Below are 20,608 nucleotides of genomic sequence, written 5' to 3'. Positions count from 1 at the left end.
GTCAAAACGGTTCATTATTGAAACGGTGTTTGATCAACTCAAGAACATAACTCACATAGACCACACAAGGCACCGTAGCTGTATTTCATTTATGGTGAACTTGATGGCAGGCCTCATCGCTTATACTTTTCAAGCAAAGAAACCGAGCATAAAGGTTACTCGGCTTTAGTTCTTATACAGATCTCAGGTTAACTAAGTCTTCAACCTTATTTTTTATATCTCTGAGCGACGTCCAACCAACTACAACCAAAATTGACGCGGTTGCAGTAATAATGAATAACACGTTGTTGATGGTGTCGGTGGTGTAGGTAAGTGCCCTATCTGCAGCGTCAAGTTGAGAGTGAGTGACTTGTTTGGTGACATCTTCACGCAGTTTTTGTTGGTCATAGCGTACGGATTTTAGCTCGTCTAATATGTAGCGTTCTAACAGGGGCTTATACATTGGTGCTTGTAACTCCTCAAGCGCCTTATCTTGCTGAGATTCTGTGAGCTTAGCTGATTGCTGGGCGCTCACTCCATAACTACATAACCAAATGCAGAGCAAAAAGAAGAATGATTTCATAACGGACTATACTTTTTATTGATTAAGAGGGCATGGTGCATGATGTTAAGATAAAATGCAAAACTGCTCGACAAACCATGAGGTGGTTTTGCCATATATTGATTTTGGACGCATAATAGACAACGAGCGATTATTGTGAGTTTATAAATGAAAATGTTATGCCTTGTATTGATATTGTTTGCACACGCTATCAATGCAAAACCCATGTTAAATGTAGTGACTGAAGAATGGGTTCCATATAACTTTACCAATGAAAAAGGTGAAATTGTGGGGCGTGCAACAAAAAAAGTGCGCGAAGTGCTCGATGCCGCGCAAATTCCCTACGAGATCCGAAGCTACCCTTGGGTACGCTCGATGAAACTCGCGCAAACCAAAGCCAATACCATGATTTACTCTATTTATCGTACTGAAGAGCGAGAGCAACTATTTTTATGGGCCTGTCCGTTGCTCAGCCCCGTAAAGGAGTATTTATTTAAGTTGCGCAGCCGAGACGATATCAAATTAACCAGTTTAGATGACGCTAAAAACTATATTATTTCGTTAGTCAGAGGCAGCATTGCTCACGAATATTTGTTAGCACAAGGTTTTAAAAATGGCGTAAACCTTGATTTAACTGCCGACCCCAGCGCCAGTCCTCGCAAACTATTAGCTAGAAGAGTGGATTTTATTATTACCACTGAATACACCGCATACGAGAGAATGCGAGAGCTAGGCAGACCTTTTGAGCTACTAGAAATCGCCCATGAAGTTAAAAATGCCAATGAGCGCCGCGCGTGCATGGCATTTAGCAAAAACACCGATCCTCAAATAGTACAGCGTGTGCAAGAAGCCCTCGCCAAGCACAACCAACAGTTCGAAAGCCCATAAACCAAAACCACCTCTGAGTTGAGTGTTATCGGTGTAGGTGTATTTGCGGTGCAATCGCTAGCGAAGGGCTGTCGTTGCTATGCATAAAACGATGACGCTTTTACACAAAGCACCAGATTTTGTTCTATAACATTATAAGCCGCCGTTTTGGCGCAAAGTTACAGTTCATGGTTTTTCTTTTGTTAAACAGCTGTTTACAAAGGTAATTGCGAGTGGAATTATAAAGCCATGTAATATGGGCCTTTTGGGTGTTATAAGCTACCAAAAAGGGACAGGATAAACCATAAACGCCCTCCAACAATCAGCCTTACAACAGGGCGGCTTGCTCTACAACAATGCTGTGTCTTTGCGCGAGGCGATGATGATCTTTATCATAACCGCCACCAATGACGGTAGCGATGGGAATACCGCGTGCTTGGCAGGTTGATAAAACAAGCGCATCTCTTTTTTGTAACCCTTGCCAGCTGATATTTAGCTTTCCTAATGTATCATGCTGCCAAATATCAACACCGGCATCGTAAAGCACCAGCGATGGATTTAAGTCATCAATTAGCCCCGTTAGTGTTTCTTTAACGATGTTTAAATATGCTTGGTCTTCTAGGTAGTTGTCTAGGCCAATATCAAGATCGCTTGGGTGCTTTCTAAATGGAAAGTTTTTTTCACAGTGAATGGAGCAGGTAAATACGTAGGGGTTATGCGCAAGCATGGCGGCAGTGCCGTCGCCTTGATGCACGTCTAAATCAAAGATCAGTACGTTATGAACCTGTTTAGTTGCAACTAACTCGGTGGCAGTAAAAGCAAGGTCGTTAACCATGCAAAACCCAGAGCCAAAATCGTAATGAGCATGGTGTGTGCCTCCCGCTAAATGACATGCAATGCCGTGCTTTAGCGCCAATTGTGCAGTTTTTAAAGTGCCTAAAGGCGCGGTAAATGTACGTGCCATCAGCGGCTCTGACCAAGGAAGGCCGATTCGGCGCATGCTTTTTTCGCTCAAGCGATTATGCCAAAGATCCCAAATGTAATTTTCACAATGAATGTGCTCTAGGCGCTGGGGCGTGCCTAAGCTTGGCCGATAAAGATTGTTGCGTATTAAACCCTGTTGCTTGCATTGCTCATACAAGCGCGCAAATTTGCTCATCACAAAGCGGTGTTTTGGATCAAAAGTGAAAGAGTAATTTGGATGATATACCAAAGGTAAATTGGGGTTGAAGCTCATAGGTACTGCATACTCTTTTATGATTGATTTGTTGTAGCTGTGCTGCGCTATTAGGGTATAATAGCGGGTTTGCAAACTATGTACGAGCTTGGCTCTTGATTGGATTTGGTATGAGCGCAGATTTACAAACAAAAATTTTATCTACAAATGACCCGCAAAGTTTAGCAGCAGCCTATGAGCATTTGCTAAGCGGTGAGTTAGTTGCAATTCCAACCGAGACGGTTTACGGACTTGCGGCAGATGCCAGTCAGCCAGATGCGGTAAGTAAGATTTTTGCAGCCAAAGGGAGACCTGCAGATCACCCTCTTATCGTCCATGTAGAGAGTGTTGATAAACTCAGTCACTGGGCAAGTAAAGTGCCCAAAAGTGCGCAGCTTTTGGCTGAGGCATTTTGGCCCGGCCCGCTAACCGTTATTTTGCCAAAAGCAGCGCATGTGTCTTATGTGGTTACGGGGGGGCAAGACACCGTTGGCTTAAGAGTGCCAAATCAGCCTGATGTGTTAGCGTTGCTCGCTCGTTTAAACACCGGTCTTGCCGCTCCTTCAGCTAATCCTTACAAACGTATCAGCCCAACTACAGCCGAGCAGGTTATGTTTGGCTTGAATAAAAAAATAGCAGCGGTTTTAGACGGAGGCCCTTGCGAAGTAGGCCTAGAAAGCACCATTTTAGATTTAACAGGTGACGTGCCGACTATTTTGCGCACAGGGCCTATTACTAAATCACAGATTGAAGCTGTACTGGGGTGTGACGTGCAGCTCCCCAAAAGCCACAATGTTGCAGTGCCGGGCAATGTAAAGGCACACTATCAACCAACCAAACCCGTTAAATTGCTGGCAAGCAACAGTTTGCTTGAGCAGCTTACAGCACACTCTACATTGTCACAAAATGATATCGCAGTGCTGTATTATTCAGAAACATTAACAGCGTCACTTGATGAGACGTCAGCGGTGCAGATGAAACTATCTGCAGACAAAGCGGGCTATGCGCAAAATTTATATTATGCGCTTTATCAATTAGATAATGCGGATATTAAACATATCTGGATTGAGCTTCCACCTGAGCAAGAGCAGTGGCTTGATGTGCTTGACCGCCTAAGTCGAGCAGCTGCAAATTAACAACGATTACTTGGCCCTTATTTGCCAAAAATACAGGGCTCAAGTTGTATAATGTGCCGCAAATGCGCAAAGCGAACGGGCAACTTATACAAAAGCGGATTTGTCGCTAATTATGCTTAACATACGTCGTTTTGTACGGTTTTTGCTCGCTTTGGGTGGTAACTATTAATTTATTGCATACGTATTCAGCGGGATAAATTAGGCTGCGTGCTCTACATTGTTATCGGTTTGTAAATAAGATCAATAACAAGAGCACATTATGACAACATTAAATAAAATATCTAAATTATCTATATTGAGCGGGGCAACATTGCTGTGTTTATCACAGGGCGTGCATGCTCAACCTACCACCTTTGTACACTTATTCGAATGGTCTTGGCCCGATGTTGCCCAAGAGTGCGAATCCTTTTTAGGGCCAAAGGGCTATGCTGCGGTGCAAGTGTCACCACCAAATGAGCACATCATAGGAGATCCTTGGTGGACTCGCTATCAACCAGTGAGTTATCAGTTACATAGCCGCGGTGGAAGCGAAGCACAGTTCAAAGATATGGTGCAGCGCTGTAAGCAAGCGGGTGTTGATATCTACGTAGATGCGGTGATTAACCATATGGCGGCTGGCAGTGGGCAGGGCGTGGCAGGTAGCACTTATGGCATTAAGCAGTTCCCGATGTATAGCCCGCATGATTTTCATGAAAGTTGTGCTATCAACGGCGAAGATTATGGCAATAATGCTTGGCGAGTACAAAACTGCGAACTTGTTGGTTTGGCAGATTTAGACACCGACTCTGCTTATGTACAGTCGCAATTAAGTGGTTATCTAAATTCATTGGTCAGTGCAGGCGTTGCAGGGTTTAGGCTTGATGCTTCTAAACATATGCCAGCATCAGATATCGCCACGATTTTGTCGCAAGTCAATGGTACGCCTTTGGTGTTTCAAGAAGTGATTGACCAAGGAAGCGAAGCGGTGAGTGCAAGCGAGTATTTTGGCAATGGCCTTGTTACCGAGTTTAAATACACCACCAAGTTAGGTGAGACCTTTAAAAGCGGCAAACTCGCTTGGCTTAGCAGCTTTGGCGAGGCGTGGGGAATGATGCCTAGTTACAAAGCCGTGGTGTTTGTTGATAACCACGATAACCAACGCGGTCATGGTGGCGCTGGTAATGTTGTGACATTTGCAGATGGCAAGCTTTACGACTTAGCCAATGTGTTTATGTTGGCCTATCCATATGGTTACCCAAAGGTAATGTCGAGCTACGAGTTTAACCACGATAGCGATGCTGGTGCGCCGAGTGTGCCTGTACACGATAATGGCCAACTAAACTGCTTTGCCCAGCAATGGCAGTGTGAGCATCGTCACAGTATGATCTCGGGCGCGGTAGATTTTCGCAATAACACCACAGGCCACTGGCAAGTAAGTAATTGGTGGGATAACGGCAATAACCAAATTGCGTTCTCAAGAGGTAATGAAGGCTTTGTGGTTATTAACCGAGAGTCTGGGGCACTTTTACAGTCTTTACAAACAGGGTTAGCAGAAGGGGTTTATTGTGATGTGTTATCAGGTAACTTAAGCGCCGATAAATCTAGTTGTTCTGGTCGTCAAGTGAACGTGAACGCTCAAGGAGTTGCGTCTATTTCACTGTCGCAAATGGATGCGCTTGCGATTCACCACAATGCTAAGCTAGCACAAGACCCAAACATCGCTTTGCAGCGTACAGTGGTATTTATTAAAGCGCTGACCCAGTCGGGGCAAGATATGTTTATTCGAGGTGGTATTGACCACAACTATGCACTGAGTATTGGCAACGATTGCACGCAAACTCCCGCGCTGTGTATGTTAAAAATCAGCCATAACAATCTTAAAAATAGTACAACCTCAGGCTGGAAAGTTGGCGATCATTACCTTGATTGGTCTGCCAATGAATCTACTCAAGACGCAACAGCACAGGGTAGCCCGTTAGATTGGACAACAAATGCTTGGCCCAGTGAATGGGGCACTAAGCGCACTGTGGAAAGTGATGGTTATGGGGAAACGCCATTAAACCAGTACGGTCAGCACTATTGGATGTTGGATGTACAAATGGATTGCTCCAACACTGTTAACGGCTGGTTTGAATTAAAAGCCTATGTTAAAAACGGCCAAGGTTGGGAAGGCGATATCCGCCAGCCAGACGCCCCTTATGCAAGTAACAACCACTTTGCACAATGCGGTAAAATCAATGTTTTTGAGTTTGGCAAAAATACGGCGCTCTATGCTAACTTTTAGTTGAGTTAGCCTGATTTTGAAGTAGCCCAAAGCGAGTTTGGGCTACTGTTTTCATCACAAAGCTGCTCGAATAAATCCATAGGTACCGCTTTTTGTGGTCTTACTCTTTGATACTCAGACATTTGCTTGCTAAATTGCGCTGAAATCCAAGGTACGTTTAGTAAGTTAACGTACTGGCCAATAGATTCTTGCTGACCATATTCAAATAAAAACCGACCATGCTCTATGGCGTATGCAAAACGTGTATGCTGAATACTATTTGGGGCTTGTATCGCATTTTCAAATGAGCGCATTATCACAAAGTGGTAGTAGTAATGGTGATTGCTACCCGTCATTGAGAAAATAGTTTGCCTTACTGAATTTTGGTAGCGCCAAAACTGAGCGTAATCAGCTAACAAAATCTCTGTATTGAGCAGGTTTAAGCCAACACGTGCCGCTGTTTCTGTTTCACCTGCTAAGCTAAGATCTCGATATAGCTCTTTGTATAAATCTCTCGCTTCAAGTAACTTATTAGTATCAAGAAAATGATTTGCCACATTGATTTTTACGCGTAAATGCTGTTGTTCATTAGTGGCCAACTTGGCCGCTTTATCTAACATCACTTTTGCTTTGTTGTGTTGTTTTGCATGGACCATCGCTGATTGCAGGTTAAGTAATGTATGAAAGCTAAAATTTTGGTCGCCATTATTTAACGCCAAAGCGCATTCATAGGCTTTTATCGCATCGTTGTAGTGGCCATTTACTCTTAGTAATACACCTATATTACTGACAAGCTTTGCATGATGATTTTCTATGTATGGCTGCCACATTGGCTGTATCAGCTTTTGGGCAATGTCATTGGCCAGCTCTGGTTGGTTACTGACGATAGCAGCGCGTAATGTGAGTTGATAAAATTGCGCCGAACCTGTGTTCGCTGGTAATGAACTGTGCTCATAGTAACGTTGCGCAAGTTCGTGAGGCTCAAGCATAAACTGTGCTTTTAGCTCAGTGAGATCAGGCGGTACACCTTGCAAAAGGGCGACCAAAACAGCAAAATTCAGCAGCACATTCACTCCTGCAGTTAACAGCGTACCTACCAAGGCCAATATAACAGGCTGAGTAGCCTGCTTAGCGTTACGGATTTTAATGCAGTGTATCATCGAAAAAAAGATCGTAAAGGAAATAACAATAATGTGGGTAAAAAATGAGCCGATAGTTGGGCGCTATGTCACTTTGCAGCCTCTTGATGTAATCCATATTGAAGACTTACAAAACGCAGTAAAAGATGGTGAATCATGGCGTTTATGGTATGCCAGTGTGCCAAAACCTGAGCATATGAAAGAGTATGTGGAGCTTGCGTTAGAGGGTGTACAACTTGGTGATATAGCGTATGTTGTGATTAATAATGAAACAGGAAAAATAGTGGGCACGACTCGCTATTATCAGGTTGACGCTAAAAATAAAAGAGCCGCGATTGGTTACACTTGGTATGCTAATAGTGTGCGTCGAACAGCCATTAATACTGAAGCCAAGTTATTGCTATTGAAAAATATTTTTGAAGAATATGGTGCCATTGCGGTAGAGTTCAAAACCCACTTTTTTAATCACACTTCTCGCCAAGCAATCGAGCGATTAGGTGCTAAGTTAGATGGCGTATTACGTGCCCACCAGATCATGCCAGATGGTTCCTTAAGAGATACTGCAGTGTATTCGATTATTGCTAGCGAATGGCCCGCTGTGCGCAATAATTTGCAATATAGGCTAGAAGCGTTTCCCTGCTCAGCGACATAAGCAACCGATTAACATGCGTTAATTTTGAACTTGTTTGTTCCTAATTTAGTCTACATACAACTGATTATAAAAATAAGGGATAGCGATGATTGCATTTGACACACTGCTTGCTTATACATTGGCATGCATTTTACTGGTGATTTCTCCGGGGCCAGATAATTTATTGGCAATTGGCAGGGGGCTTAGTCAAGGTCGTTTAGCTGCCATTGTCTCTGGATTATCTTCGGGTACTGGTATTTTATTTCATGTTATTGCGGCAACACTTGGGTTAACGGTGTTACTGCAAACCTCTGAGCTGGCGTTTTATATCGTGAAGTTTATTGGTGCGGCTTACTTGATTTGGTTAGGTATTAAGGTACTGAGAAGTAAAAACCTATTTAGCTTAGAGCACAATGTGCCTAGGCAATCATTGCGAAATATCTTTGTGACCGGGTTTTTATCGGCGGCGCTTAATCCTAAGCCGGGGTTATTTGTATTGGCCTTTATCCCTCAATTTGTTGACCCTTCTTTTGGGTCTGTGAGTGCGCAGATGGTTGGCTTGGGTGTGTGGTTTGCAGTGCTTACGGCCCTAGGTTTTGCATTGATGGGCGTTTTTGCGTCTAGTTTAACGGCTTGGTTGATCACAAAACCAAAAGTTGTGGCAGGGCTCAATACTGGGGCTGGTTTGACTTTTGTTTCTTCAGGATTGGCCGTTGCATTAATGCGTCAAAGGTAGAGTGCTTGAAAATTCTCATCTTAGTCACCACATAACACTATCATCAGCCCTTGTGTTCAGCGTAATGTAAGGGCGTATTATCAAAGTAGCAAAGGTAAAGTAATGAATCCTATTTTAGCGATTTTAAAAGAGCATAATATCAGTGACGAGCAGGTAAAGACGTTGTTTCAAACGTTGACTGAAAACCCGATAATGGCCATGGGGGTGATATCACAGCTAGGGATCTCACAAGAAAAACTACAGCAGTTAATGGGGCTGGTAATGCAAAACCCTGCGCTTATCAAAGAAGCGGTTGATGAACTAGGCCTAGACTTTTCTAAAGTCGAGCAGGCAAAAGAAAAGCTAAACCAACAGCAGTCTAATTAATTTCTCCTAAAATACGGCAAGCATCCGCTTGTCGTGTGCTTATAGCTCATTTCTGTTAAAACATCACTCGTTGTCACACCCAAAATAGATCTAATCAAAATACGGTAAAAAGTTTTAAGATTAAATCATGTCAGTTTTTGAGCGCATTTTTGCTGAGTTAAATTAACAATGGTTATTGTACTTAGTCCATTCTGAAACCAGTTTGAATTACTTGGAGATCTAAACGATTTTGCTACCCTAAAATTGCAACTTTTTAAATCACAGAACGAAAACACTGCAATTTGAGTGTAAAAAATGAAACCTCAACCAGCTTGTGTGTACCACAAAAGCGATTATGTGAGAATATACTCGTTTTATTTCTTATCAGTAATTTTCAATATTAGTGGTTTTTTGGCTTAGCTGAGGAAGGCGAAGGTATAACCTATTCCATACGAGGTTTGCTCTAATACACTAGGGCTTGATTGGTACTTCTACCGTGCTACCCCACATGGAGGTGGGTAAGGCGACTTTGCAGGAGCACAAAGTCTTTATCGCCAAACCCACATAGAGTAGCTATGTAGTCCGACTTTGCCTTGTATAAATACCTATCAAACTGCTGAAATAACAAACTCGAAAGATCAACAGGCCCTAGTGTGAAGTTTTCAAGTTAGTGTGTATAAGACCCTGTCAACGTTGCGTTGCTAAACATAGGATCTGCACTGAGCATTATGTAATAGACCCCACCAACGGTGGAAGCAAAGTGGCAAGTTTCTCGGTTACCCACTTTCCATGGCCGACAGTGATAGTCAGTTTTGCTTGGTTCACTGCCAAATTTCACATGCATGTCCAGCTCACCAGTGCCCCCCGCTGTACTGAAGGTGATGTCCTTGGCATTGGCTGGCACAGTCATGGTATACATCAGTTGACCATGGTCGGCAACATTCACAGGTACGGCCACGCCATTTTGTAATTCGTTATCGCCGACAATCGGTTGTTGAATATAGCGAGCCAACAAAGTGGCGTCTTGGAAACCATTGCTAGAATCAACGGCTATGTAATGCCAGCCTTTTTGAATGTTATCGATGGTAATTGTTTCGTTGTTATCTGGGCCCTTTGATTCATGCGTATACCGCCAGCCGTTATCTGGACGACCATACTCATAGTAGAGTTCGGCATTACCGCTGCCATGGCGCAATGTGATTTGTAGAGATACATTTTGTAACCCATCAGGCACATATAAGGGATATTCTTTGATTTTGCGGGTGGGATCGGGTGTAACACACAGTGCGTGGCCTGCTTGGCTGCGAGTGTTTGTTGTTGGAGGTTGCTCTGCACAGGCATCTATCCCAACATTATCACTGCCTTGAATATCGTCAACATTAACGGGCTCGATAGGTGAAGGAGGACGGGTAGTATCGGTACTACATCCGCTAGAATCAACTTGTAGCAGCCAAGTAGCAAACGAGCTATCAAATAACTTTTGCGATACCCATTTATCAACCAGTTCAGTGCGGTAGCGTTGATACTCACCAGCTTTAAATAGTGTCAACATGTCAAAAAACGCATCGTTTTGTTGTTCATACATATATCTTGTTGCAAGGTAGCCCCAATCATAAATACGAGTTTGTCCAACGCCATACTCATTGGCAAAAATGGTGCTGAGCGAATACGTGCCTTTTCTTGCTTCGTCAATGGCATTGCTGTTACATGTTTTCAATGAGCTGTATTCGGCGATACCCTCGCCAAACCACACTGTACGACCAGTGTCATTACTATCACGAAAATCACCTTTGGAGATGTATCGTCCTTCTAAGTAGTGAACATATTCGTGGCGTAAGTTCCAGATATCAAAAATAGGTCGCTCTGATACATGTTCATAAGCATAAAAAGTGGCCTGATCACCTGCCTTGGCGGGGTCTCCCTCTCGGTAAGTTCCACCATTATTGGTGCTTACATTGAACAGTACACCGCCATAAGTGACCCATTCTTTTTTATCGTTGAAGATCACCATTTTCAAAGAATCGTTGTCATCAGGCGTGACCGGAATGCGATTAGTGCGTAGTAGTTGGTGGAAGTGGTCGTCGTGGGTTTTTAATGAGTTACAGGTCCATGCTAATTGTGCATCATCCATATCTTGAGCCCAAATAAACAAATTGCCAGATGGGCATTCCACGCGATTGTTAAGCACTTGCTCGATAATTTCTGCTCTTTTGTTACACACAGCGTAAGCGTCACATTGGCGGTTGTAGTTAATGGATTCTAAAACCGCTAAGTACAAGGTACGTTCTTTATCGGTTTTTAATGGCCCGTAGGTCGTGAGTACTTTTGAGATCTCTGCGCTCAGTCTCCCCTCTATAGCGGTAAAATGCGAGTCGTTTTTACCTTTGTAAAGGTTAACTAGCTGGTAGCCCAAATTAAATAAATGATAGTCATTGGCTGATTTACGCAGCCAATTCAGGTTGTTGTAAATAAACCCAGTGATAGCGTCAATTAAAGCCGTGTTATGTTGCTGAGCGCGACAGGTTTGATCTCTAGCACAATCATTTAAAACTTGCCAAAACAATGGGGTGGCCGAACGAGCCCAGTCATTGATATGCTCGTAAGACTCATCGAAACGAGCGAGTACGCCCAGTGCCATGGGGACCAAAAACTGGCCGATTTGCGCATTTTTAATAATGCCCGTTGCGCTTCTAACCACCTGCGCATGGGTGGCGGTTTTATCAAAAAAATGGCTGTTCGCATAGAGGGCATTGACCGCTTGTGTCATGGCTTGTTTTGTTGTTGTGTTTACAAAGCGTCGGTTATCGTAATATGCATATGCTTTTAACCAGTAGAATAGACTGCTCAGATATGCGGCGTTTGTTTGTCCATCATAGTTGGGTAGTTGACTTTTTAACTCGGTGATAACGGTATTAAAGTTAGCGTCGGTATATCCACCTAATGTTAGTGTTTCAGGTTTATCGTTAAATAAAGTATCAATACATTCGCGGCCATAATTTTTAATCGCATCTAAAAATACCGAACCACTGAGGTGGCTAAACGCCTCCGTAGGGCAGGTTTGCGTTGTTGCAGCTTGGCCGCTCATTATCATCAATTGCGGCTCGCTCAGTTTAGGCTGAGCCAAGTTTATCGTTGGTTTATCGCTAGGTGACTTATCGTTGAACATCGCATCGGGTGTGTACTCTGCGTCTGCACTGATATGTGCAATGTCAGCAGCATGGTCAAAGGTTCCTATATCTCTATCATCTTGTGCCCAAGCCCATGTGCAGCTTAATGCTGCCACCAAAGGTGTGATCTTAATTGTTTTATACATGTTGTTTTCCTGAGTTGGTGAGAGTGAATATCGGGCACTTTTAATACTCAATTGTGCCCGATATTGAAAAGTTACAGCGGTCGACAGCCAGCGACGTCGTAATCTACAACTATCGTGGCACCAGTCGCATCCCCTGAAATTTGTAAATAGCCCCAGTAACGAGTCTGCTCATTGATTTCATAAATCAGGCATTGCTGATTACCTTGGGAGAAAGAAACGGCATCATGGTCAGTGCCATCAGTTTTTGGCCAGTGGCCGTCACCGAAGTAAACTTTGGCATCAGAGGGGGCATTGATAAGTGTGATGGCTACGGTTTTTGGACCTCGGTCCATGCCTGCGAAGGAGTGGCCGCGCGTGCCATTAATGCAGCGTGGTACATTTGGCGCGAGCGCTCTCGTATAAACACCATCGAAGTCGGCACAGGCGTCTGTTAATGGCGGGTGATCAACATTCACTGTGATGGTGGTATTAGCAGTCATGTTGTCATTGTCCGTTACTGTTAAGGTGACTTGATAGATGCCTGCTTGCTCGTAACTGTGTGTTGGATTGGCAAAATTGCTTTGCGTACCATCACCAAAACCCCATTGATAGGCGGTGATCTGCCCATATTGGTCGTCAGAGCCCGCGCTGCTGAAATCGACTTGTTGGCCAATTTGTAGCTGCGACGTTGAAGCTTGGGCGTGAGCAACTGGTGGCTGAGGTGCTGGTGGAATATTCGAGCACTCAGCAAAGCTGCATAATGCCTCTAGTGCGATTACATCAGTGTTATCAACAACACCATCGCCGTTAATATCAAAACTACTGTCGATAGGTAGGTTTGCCGCGATAGCCGCGCTTATGGCATTGATATCATCAGTGTCTACATTGCCATCTTGATCGTAATCGCCGATTGGGAGTACTTGATAGATAACCTGCACACTGGCGCTGGCATTTTTATCATCGGTGACTGTTAGTGTAACTGGGTAGCTACCTGCACGTTCAAAATGGTGTGCAACCACAGCACCTGAGTATGTTAAACCGTGGTTTAAATCCCATTTATATTCAACAAGTGTTCCGTCTTGATCGCTAGAGCGAGTACCGTCTAGTTGCACTGCAACGCCCGCTCTCACCGTTTGATTGCCACCCGCATCAGCAACCGGCAAACGGTTAGGCGCTGAGTGATCAGCATCACGATGAATATCATAATAAGCTCTAAAACGCAGTGACTCGTAATCTTTAAATGGGTCAATCATAACTTGATAGACACCACCTTGCTCAAACTGGCATAGTTCGGTTTGATTTGGTGCTTCCCAAGGGCGACAGTCATACTGAGATTTAGATACTGGTTGATTGCGGCTAACATGAATGTCTGGGTCGCCGTTATAATATTCAACAAGTTCAAATGTGACTAAAGACGCAGCATCAGGCACAGCAAACTCATAGCGATAAACGTGCCCATTCGCGTGGGTAGCGAGATTTAATTCATCAGCTAAATAAACACGCTCACAGTCGCTACATAATGGCGCATCCTGAGGTGATAGCTCTGTGATCACGGCAGTGGCTTGTGCAGTGGAGGCATTGCCTGTGTTGTCCGTTACAGTTAGCCTAACTGTATAGGTACCTGTATCTGAATAGGCGTGTGTGACTTGCGGATCTGTACTTTGTGTTCCATCACCAAAGTCCCAAAGATACGATACGATGCTACCGTCAGGATCATTGGAACCGTTGCTTGTAAATTCAAGCGCATGACCTTTCGCCTCATAGCGAGTTTTGCCATTGACATTGGCGAACGGCAGTTGGTTTTGTGTGCTGGCAATTTCATAGTAAACCTGAATTGATGCATTGCTATATGTTTCAAATGGCTCAATGAACAGGTCAAAATCCCCACCACCTTGAAATTCACAGTATTCTGAGATCCCTTTCCAAGTGAAAGGTCGACAGTCGAAATCCGTTTTTGATACTGCACGGTTCTTGGCGACATAGAGGTCTAGGTCACCGTTTATTTTAATTGACCCATCAGCCATTTTTGGACCTTGATAACCACCTGGAACCACAACCACTACACGTGATGCTTCTTCCGGTATGCTAAATTGAAAATCATAGGTTTTACCTGGGCGTTCACTCCAAGAGCCGTTGCTTTTGTTCGCCCATAAGTTGTCAATGCTCAATACGGAGTAGCGTTGCTCCCCTTCCTTTAGGTATGGGTCTTCACCTTGAAGTACGTTGAATTTTGAATTACTAAATGACGTAAAGGCATGTATAGAAGCATAATAAGGCACAGTCACGTCTGGAATATCGACCGTTGCAAGCTCTCTCTCTCCTGCGGAATTAAAAGACACTATGTCTGCAACCCATTGGTCCGAGTCACCAGTTGGTGCTGTAGGAGCCTGCCCTTTAGAAACATACATATCAGGGTCTTCTGTATGTCCATTAAGGTAAAACAAGATATTTTTAGCATCAAAAGGTAAATTGACTTCGAAGGTCTCAATCGCCCCTTTATCCGCAAAAGGGATATCGTGGCTGGCAAGTAATTTTCCGCTTGGCTCAACATTCAACCCTGATACGCCATCCCATGGACGCTCACTGTTACTTACATACTGAGATAGGCCCGCTGCTATCAAATTTTCATTAGACCAAAGTGTATTACGAGCAGGGTTATGCAGCGCTGCTGTCATCCGCACCACTTGCTCTTGGGTGAACATGGCGTAGTTATCGGAGTAGTGCATGAAGTTTTCAGTGTTGGTCGGTTGCCCTAAGCAATTTGGTGCATTATTTTGCATCTCTTTGGGCATAGACATCTGAGGTGTATCGCAGCTTCTGTCACCCGTTGAATCACAAAAGGCTTCGTTGGTGATGGAACATTGGTTGGTTTCGAAGGTATGGATCAGATTAAGCCAGTGGCCAAATTCATGGGTGAGCACTGAACGAAAGTTTTCACTGGTGTTGTTGCCCACATAATGGCCGTTGTATACAACGCGAGCGGTGCCTTGCTCCGTCATTGCAAGTTCTGGATACCAAGCGACGCCAGATTTAGTCACTTTGCCATCATCGTACAGATCATGCATTAAGTAAACATTCATGTAGCTGAAGTTATCCCACGCATCAGCCTGTATTTGAGCTAAGGTTTCGTCATCATAATTACCATACCCTTTTTGCTCACGTGCGTGGCGAACGATCCCCGAAGTGTCGTTGCCTTGTGGGTCTTTCCCGGCCAACACAAACTCTATATTGAGGTTTTCTCTAATTGCTTGAAACTGAGGTGCTATCTCGGGCGAGTCGATGGATAAACCTTGAAAATCATTATTTAGTTTAGTCAGCGCGTCCTGAATTTTATCATCGGTTAAACATTTTTGTGTTTCATCCGCACAGTTGTATTCATCACCATATACATGAAAAACTACAGGAATATAATAACGCCCTGGAACTGCGACACTGTTTTGGAGTAACTCTTCAGGTAGTGACGTACTTTCTATGGATTTAGACATCATAGGGCGTGAGAGCATTTTTGCTACACGGTATTGCTTAGATTCGCGCTGTAGTGCGGACCAATCTTGACCATTGTCTCCAATGCCGCAATCGGGTGCTAACGCCTGCTGGAGTTGTTCGTTGTGTGTGAGCTTTGTATGGCTCGCTGGCTGAAGGATGGAATTTGTGCCTGCATATGTCGTTAAATGTGCCATACAGGCACCAAACGTACAGATACCGGCTAGGGTTTTTAGTTTCATCTCGTTGTATCCTTGTTGATAATTAAGCTTTTCATTAAAAAGCGATTTGATTAGTTTTTAATGGCTCTTTTATTTTCTAAGCTACTGTTTTTTTTATTTTTAGCGATTTGATTGCGTGTTAATTCATCACCGCTTAGTTTCAGTGCCCCAAGTTCGAGTATTAAGTTGATAATTACTTAACGTCTTTGGGCATATGTGTTTGTCCGTTAGGCATTTGTGCAAGATAGGGAAGGTGAATCCCTGTTTACATTAAGTGTTTACACACCCGATCTTGGCAGATATTTGAAATTTTTTTTCTAATACCGCAACAATAGTAAATACAAAGTTAAAATTTAAACTAGGAGTAATGCGGCCATTAATGCAACAATTTCGGCGTTAAGTGGAGGAGAGATGCACTGAAGCACAGATAGGAAATCATATTAAATATAATAAAATCAAATGTTAATGTGTTTTCTTTTTAATCTTGATAAGCTTTTTCTTATATTTTTCGTCGCCCCGTTAACACTTGTGATCATTTTTTCAACAAGTTATACATAAGTAGGCCTATTCAATTGGTCGTGGGTTACTTTTTGATGAGAATGACAGCGATGTCCTTTTTTCTTAAAGCTAGCCAAACCTGTATTCACGTATAACTTAGAGAGTGATTTATGGAAAATATAAAAAGAAAGAGTATCAGTATTGCAATGTGCGCGATCTCAATATTTGGCTCTACCGCCCTTTATGCAAACACCATCGCTCAAGACAATATGAAGGAGCGATTTATTATCAAACTCAACCCTGAGTATATTTCGAATGAATTGGGAAAAACGCAATATCTTCATAAAGACATTAATGAAGCAAAAGTAACTGTAATCGAGAGTTTTGCATCAAAGGCTGGGTTAACGCTCACAAAACGCTTGTTACAACAAGATGCAATGGTTGCCTATTTAACCCAATCTGAACTCAAGACTTTAAAGGCCAATCACGGCGTTAAATTTATTGAGGCCGACCCAAAACGTTACCTCCAATCAGAATCCATCCCTTACGGTATAAGCTTAATTCAGGCCAACCAACTACCCGATGTGGGCGCGGCTAATCGCAAGGTCTGTATTATGGATACGGGTTATACCCTAGGGCATCCCGATTTACCGCATGCAAATATCACCGGTGATGATGGTTATGGTGAATTTGATTCGGGCAATTGGTTTGAAGACGGCCATGGTCATGGCACGCATGTAGCGGGAACGATTGCGGCTATCGGAGGAAACGACATAGGAGTCGTTGGTGTTAATCCATCGGGTGAGCTTGGACTTCATATTGTCAAAGTATTCGACTCACAAGGGAGCTGGACCTATGGCTCTACAATCGCTGAAGCGGTTTATCAGTGTGCAGCTGCTGGAGCAAACATTATCAACATGAGTCTTGGTGGAAACAAACCCTCTGAATTGGAGCGCGAAGCGTTTAATACGACATATCAACAAGGTGTTTTGCATATTGCTGCGGCCGGTAATAGCGGGTTTTTAAATCATCATTACCCCGCCTCTTATGATGATGTGGTTTCTGTGGCCGCGGTTGATGAGCAAGGAATGAAAGCGAGCTTTTCAACCTATAACGACCAAGTGGAAGTTGCAGCACCAGGCGTTAAAGTAAATTCTACAACCAAAAATGGGGCATATGGCAAAATGAGCGGAACATCAATGGCGACCCCCCATGTGTCCGGTGCAGCTGCACTACTTTGGGGTTACTACCCAAACTGTACCAACCAACAGATTCGCCAAGCGCTCCAAGTAACCGCCTTAGATAAAGGTCCTGTTGGGCGCGATAATGAATATGGCTTTGGAGTTATTCAGGTGCTTGCCGCAAAGCAGTATCTTGATCAACAAGCCTGTGAGCCACCCGTAGGTTTACCTGTTGCTAATTTTACCTACAATGGCAATTTACTTGAAGTGCATTTCACTGATACATCTACTGATAACGATGCCATTGTTAGCCACCAATGGGCATTCGGCGATGGCACCAGTAGTGTGCAGCAAAACCCAATTCATACCTATGACAAAGAAGGCACCTACATGGTGCGCTTAGTCGTCACTGATAGCGAAGGACATCGCTCATTAAAAATTAAAGCTATAAACGTCGATGATGGTATTGCGCCAATATGCGATAACCGTGCTCAATGGCAGCAAAATAAACACTATCGCATTGGAGACAAGGTTAAGTACTTAGATAAAAAATATACGGCTATTCACTGGGGAGCCGGAGCAACACCAGATGTGTTTACTCATGTATGGAAGTTTGATGGGTTATGTGACGACCCAACTCAGAACGCATTGTAAGCATCACCTCTGGCTAGACGATGACTTTTAATATCGTCTACCTGCTCATGACTTTAAATGTATCAAGTTCGGTTCAAACCATGTATCGGCATCGTCAGTTAGGTGTATTGCTTTACGTGGTTTGATTTTTAGGGATAAGCTAATGAAAAACAAAATCAATAAACATCAATATTTACTCGCTTTGCTCGCTTTTAGTACATCGTCAGTGTGCGCTGCAGAACGGGTTGACGCGAGTGCATTTTATGCTGCTTTAAAGCAAAATCAGTCTGTTTATACGGCAAGTGATGCTAATGTACAAACACTACTGCGTGATGCACAAACCTTGCGCCAAGTTTCGCTACCTTCTGGCATTACAAAAATGCGCAAGCAACAATACTATCAAGGGCTTCCCTTATTGGGAGAGTCTTTCGTTGTGGGCCTCAAGAACTATGATATTTATAGTTTATATGGTGATGTAATAACACACATTAGCGACGATATTACGTCAACAGTACCAAAAATTACAGCACAAGTAGCTATTCGAAAGGCATTGGAAAATACACAGCTGAGTCGCTCAGCTGTTCAAAATACCACACAAAAGCTACATGTCTGGTTAGACGATAGCAACAAAGCACATTTAGTTTGGCTGGTTTCTTTTTATAGTGACGTTGTAGTGCCGACTCGTCCCTATTTCATTATTGATGCCCACAGTGGCCATATTCTGAAGCAATGGGAAGGGTTAACTCATGCCTCTGTGCCAATAAAAGCAAGTGGCCCAGGGGGAAATGGTAAAACTGGACTCTACTACTATGGGGCCGAAGGTGGGCTTGCAAAGTTTGATGCAATAGAGCGTCAAGGTACTTGCTATTTAGATAGTGCCAATGTGACCACCTATGATATGCGTAACACCACGGGAGAGCTGTATTTGCATGAATTTGCTTGTTCAGAGAATACAGCTAGAGAAGTAAATGGCGCGTTTTCACCTCTAAACGATGCCCATGCTTTTGCACAACTTACCGATAAAATGTTCACACGGTGGGCTAACACAGCAGCGCTCAATTCAAAAATTAAACTGCGAGTGCATTACGGACAAAATAGAGCATCTGCATTTTGGAATGGAGAATTTGTAACCTTAGGAGATGGCACACAAAAAAAAAATCCATCCGCCACTTTGAGCGTTACTTCACATGAAATTGCGCATGGTTTCACGGAGCAACACTCACAATTGATTTATAGCGGTCAATCCGGTGGGCTCAACGAAGCCTACTCAGATATAACCGCTGCAGCACTGAATCAATTTGTACACCAACAATTTAATTGGCAGATAGGTGACAAACTTTTAAAAGAGCCTGGTACCGTTAGGTCAATGGACAATCCGAAGATGAGTCACACCAGTCAATATGTTGAAGGTACCGGCGTACACACGAGTTCAGGTATCTTTAACAAAGCGTTTTATGTGCTTGCAACTACGACCGATTGGAACATACAAAAAGCATTTAAACTGGTTACACTTGCCAATCAGCTGTATTGGCGCAGTGATGCCACGTTTGAGTCGGCAGGACAAGGGCTTTACCAAGCAGCAATGGATCTTAAATACTGTGTAAACGATGTCGTACTGGCAATGGAATCGGTCGGGGTTTATGATTCAGGCGTAAAAAATGATAGCGACTGCCAAAACCCAGATAATGATGCAGGCCCAACTGCCTTATTTACATACAACAAAGCGCAGTTACAGGTCAGTTTTATTGACCGCTCAAGTGATGACAACGGTATTGCCAGCTACTACTGGGATTTTGGGGATGGCCAATCATCAACACTCGCAAGCCCAACGCACACCTACCAACACCCTGGGAGTTATCAAGTTCGTTTGACTGTGATGGATAGCAAAAATACACTCGACCACACGTTGCAAACGATTCAGGTGGTCAGCGACAGCTGTCATGTAGCAGCTTGGCGTTCCGATCAGATATATCGCTACCCAGATAAAGCCGCGTATAACAACTTAGTCTATCGGGCTCAATGGTGGACCAAAGGAAATCGCCCAGATCTCCATTCTGGCAGTGGTAAAGTTTGGCGATACGTTGAACCATGTTTAGTAAGTAGCACTGATATGTAATAGCGCTGTTTGGAGGTATGTATCAGGGCTGGCTGATATCATACATGTTGATTACTAAGGTCAAGGTACATGCCGTCCGAGACTTGTGTATTTAAACTGTGATCTGATCCAATCTTTTCGTACAGGACATCATTGATAATGGAATACAATCCAAATATTGAGGTGAAAAACTGGCGTCAGGCGATGAGTCATTTTATTGTCGAGTTTGAAGACAGAACTGGCCCCCAATTTTCGGACATGACTTTAAGTGATTGTTCTGTTTTTATAGTAACCAAAAATATTGGAATAGATGATGACTAGAAAACGTAGAAACCACTCTCCTGAATTTAAA

Annotated in this window: 13 protein-coding genes and 1 pseudogene; 9 read left to right on the top strand and 5 right to left on the bottom strand. The window is 43.5% G+C overall.

Features of this window, described 5'->3' with window-relative positions; genetic code table 11:
- A partial coding sequence (locus HC733_RS19690) for a transposase (RefSeq protein ID WP_190366700.1) occupies nucleotides 1–169 on the top strand: 169 nt, incomplete at its 5' end.
- 12 nt (nucleotides 170–181) lie between these two features.
- On the opposite strand, the pseudogene HC733_RS19685 reads toward HC733_RS19690, so the two are convergent.
- Nucleotides 182–562 (bottom strand): annotated as a pseudogene (locus HC733_RS19685) (tetratricopeptide repeat protein); the annotation flags it as partial.
- Nucleotides 563–709: 147 nt separating this feature from the next.
- Here HC733_RS19685 and HC733_RS19680 point away from each other — a divergent pair.
- On the top strand, nucleotides 710–1,429 hold the full coding sequence (locus HC733_RS19680) for a substrate-binding periplasmic protein (RefSeq protein ID WP_190366699.1): 720 nt from the start codon (nucleotides 710–712) through the stop codon (nucleotides 1,427–1,429).
- Between the two features lie 307 nt (nucleotides 1,430–1,736).
- Here HC733_RS19680 and HC733_RS19675 read toward each other — a convergent pair whose 3' ends face one another.
- On the bottom strand, nucleotides 1,737–2,645 hold the full coding sequence (locus HC733_RS19675; protein WP_190366698.1) for a histone deacetylase family protein: 909 nt from the start codon (nucleotides 2,643–2,645) through the stop codon (nucleotides 1,737–1,739).
- A 110-nt stretch (nucleotides 2,646–2,755) separates the two neighbouring features.
- On the opposite strand from HC733_RS19675, the gene HC733_RS19670 reads away from it, so the two are divergent.
- Nucleotides 2,756–3,760: an L-threonylcarbamoyladenylate synthase gene (locus HC733_RS19670; RefSeq protein ID WP_190366697.1), complete on the top strand. Its 1,005-nt coding sequence runs from the start codon at nucleotides 2,756–2,758 to the stop codon at nucleotides 3,758–3,760.
- A gap of 259 nt (nucleotides 3,761–4,019) precedes the next feature.
- Nucleotides 4,020–6,023 (top strand): alpha-amylase, encoded by a 2,004-nt coding sequence (locus HC733_RS19665; protein WP_190366696.1) that lies wholly within the window; start codon nucleotides 4,020–4,022, stop codon nucleotides 6,021–6,023.
- 5 nt (nucleotides 6,024–6,028) lie between these two features.
- Here HC733_RS19665 and HC733_RS19660 read toward each other — a convergent pair whose 3' ends face one another.
- Nucleotides 6,029–7,162: a hypothetical protein gene (locus HC733_RS19660; protein WP_190366695.1), complete on the bottom strand. Its 1,134-nt coding sequence runs from the start codon at nucleotides 7,160–7,162 to the stop codon at nucleotides 6,029–6,031.
- A gap of 31 nt (nucleotides 7,163–7,193) precedes the next feature.
- Here HC733_RS19660 and HC733_RS19655 point away from each other — a divergent pair, with 31 nt between their 5' ends.
- From HC733_RS19655 to HC733_RS19645, 3 genes are all read left to right on the top strand, one after another.
- The gene (locus tag HC733_RS19655; protein WP_190366694.1) at nucleotides 7,194–7,793 is read left to right on the top strand and encodes a GNAT family N-acetyltransferase; all 600 of its coding nucleotides are present in this window, start codon (nucleotides 7,194–7,196) and stop codon (nucleotides 7,791–7,793) included.
- An 85-nt stretch (nucleotides 7,794–7,878) separates the two neighbouring features.
- A complete protein-coding gene (locus tag HC733_RS19650; protein ID WP_190366693.1) occupies nucleotides 7,879–8,508 on the top strand; it encodes a LysE family translocator in 630 nt (209 codons plus the stop codon).
- Between the two features lie 102 nt (nucleotides 8,509–8,610).
- Entirely contained in the window at nucleotides 8,611–8,874 is a 264-nt protein-coding gene (locus HC733_RS19645; protein WP_190366692.1) for a DUF2999 family protein, read from the top strand.
- Nucleotides 8,875–9,520: 646 nt separating this feature from the next.
- On the opposite strand, the gene HC733_RS19640 is transcribed toward HC733_RS19645, so the two are convergent.
- The gene (locus HC733_RS19640) at nucleotides 9,521–12,166 is read right to left on the bottom strand and encodes a M9 family metallopeptidase (RefSeq protein ID WP_190366691.1); all 2,646 of its coding nucleotides are present in this window, start codon (nucleotides 12,164–12,166) and stop codon (nucleotides 9,521–9,523) included.
- 71 nt (nucleotides 12,167–12,237) lie between these two features.
- Nucleotides 12,238–15,870, bottom strand: coding sequence for a PKD domain-containing protein (locus HC733_RS19635; RefSeq protein WP_190366690.1), 3,633 nt, complete (start codon nucleotides 15,868–15,870; stop codon nucleotides 12,238–12,240).
- Between the two features lie 647 nt (nucleotides 15,871–16,517).
- On the opposite strand from HC733_RS19635, the gene HC733_RS19630 reads away from it, so the two are divergent.
- Nucleotides 16,518–18,182 (top strand): S8 family serine peptidase, encoded by a 1,665-nt coding sequence (locus HC733_RS19630; protein WP_190366689.1) that lies wholly within the window; start codon nucleotides 16,518–16,520, stop codon nucleotides 18,180–18,182.
- 142 nt (nucleotides 18,183–18,324) lie between these two features.
- Nucleotides 18,325–20,277, top strand: a complete 1,953-nt coding sequence (locus tag HC733_RS19625) for a M4 family metallopeptidase (RefSeq protein WP_190366688.1) — start codon at nucleotides 18,325–18,327, stop codon at nucleotides 20,275–20,277.
- Nucleotides 20,278–20,608 lie beyond the last annotated feature (331 nt).

Source organism: Pseudoalteromonas sp. S16_S37, assembly GCF_014694405.1.
Classification (GTDB): Bacteria; Pseudomonadota; Gammaproteobacteria; order Enterobacterales; family Alteromonadaceae; genus Pseudoalteromonas.
Note: the sequence above shows the minus strand (reverse complement) of the source record. Positions and strands in the feature narration are given on the sequence as shown.

Coding starts and splice junctions, on each gene's coding strand:
- HC733_RS19680 (WP_190366699.1), top strand. CDS start 710: ATGAAAATGTTATGCCTTGTATTGATATTGTTTGCACACGCTATCAAT.
- HC733_RS19675 (WP_190366698.1), bottom strand. CDS start 2,645: ATGAGCTTCAACCCCAATTTACCTTTGGTATATCATCCAAATTACTCT.
- HC733_RS19670 (WP_190366697.1), top strand. CDS start 2,756: ATGAGCGCAGATTTACAAACAAAAATTTTATCTACAAATGACCCGCAA.
- HC733_RS19665 (WP_190366696.1), top strand. CDS start 4,020: ATGACAACATTAAATAAAATATCTAAATTATCTATATTGAGCGGGGCA.
- HC733_RS19660 (WP_190366695.1), bottom strand. CDS start 7,162: ATGATACACTGCATTAAAATCCGTAACGCTAAGCAGGCTACTCAGCCT.
- HC733_RS19655 (WP_190366694.1), top strand. CDS start 7,194: ATGTGGGTAAAAAATGAGCCGATAGTTGGGCGCTATGTCACTTTGCAG.
- HC733_RS19650 (WP_190366693.1), top strand. CDS start 7,879: ATGATTGCATTTGACACACTGCTTGCTTATACATTGGCATGCATTTTA.
- HC733_RS19645 (WP_190366692.1), top strand. CDS start 8,611: ATGAATCCTATTTTAGCGATTTTAAAAGAGCATAATATCAGTGACGAG.
- HC733_RS19640 (WP_190366691.1), bottom strand. CDS start 12,166: ATGTATAAAACAATTAAGATCACACCTTTGGTGGCAGCATTAAGCTGC.
- HC733_RS19635 (WP_190366690.1), bottom strand. CDS start 15,870: ATGAAACTAAAAACCCTAGCCGGTATCTGTACGTTTGGTGCCTGTATG.
- HC733_RS19630 (WP_190366689.1), top strand. CDS start 16,518: ATGGAAAATATAAAAAGAAAGAGTATCAGTATTGCAATGTGCGCGATC.
- HC733_RS19625 (WP_190366688.1), top strand. CDS start 18,325: ATGAAAAACAAAATCAATAAACATCAATATTTACTCGCTTTGCTCGCT.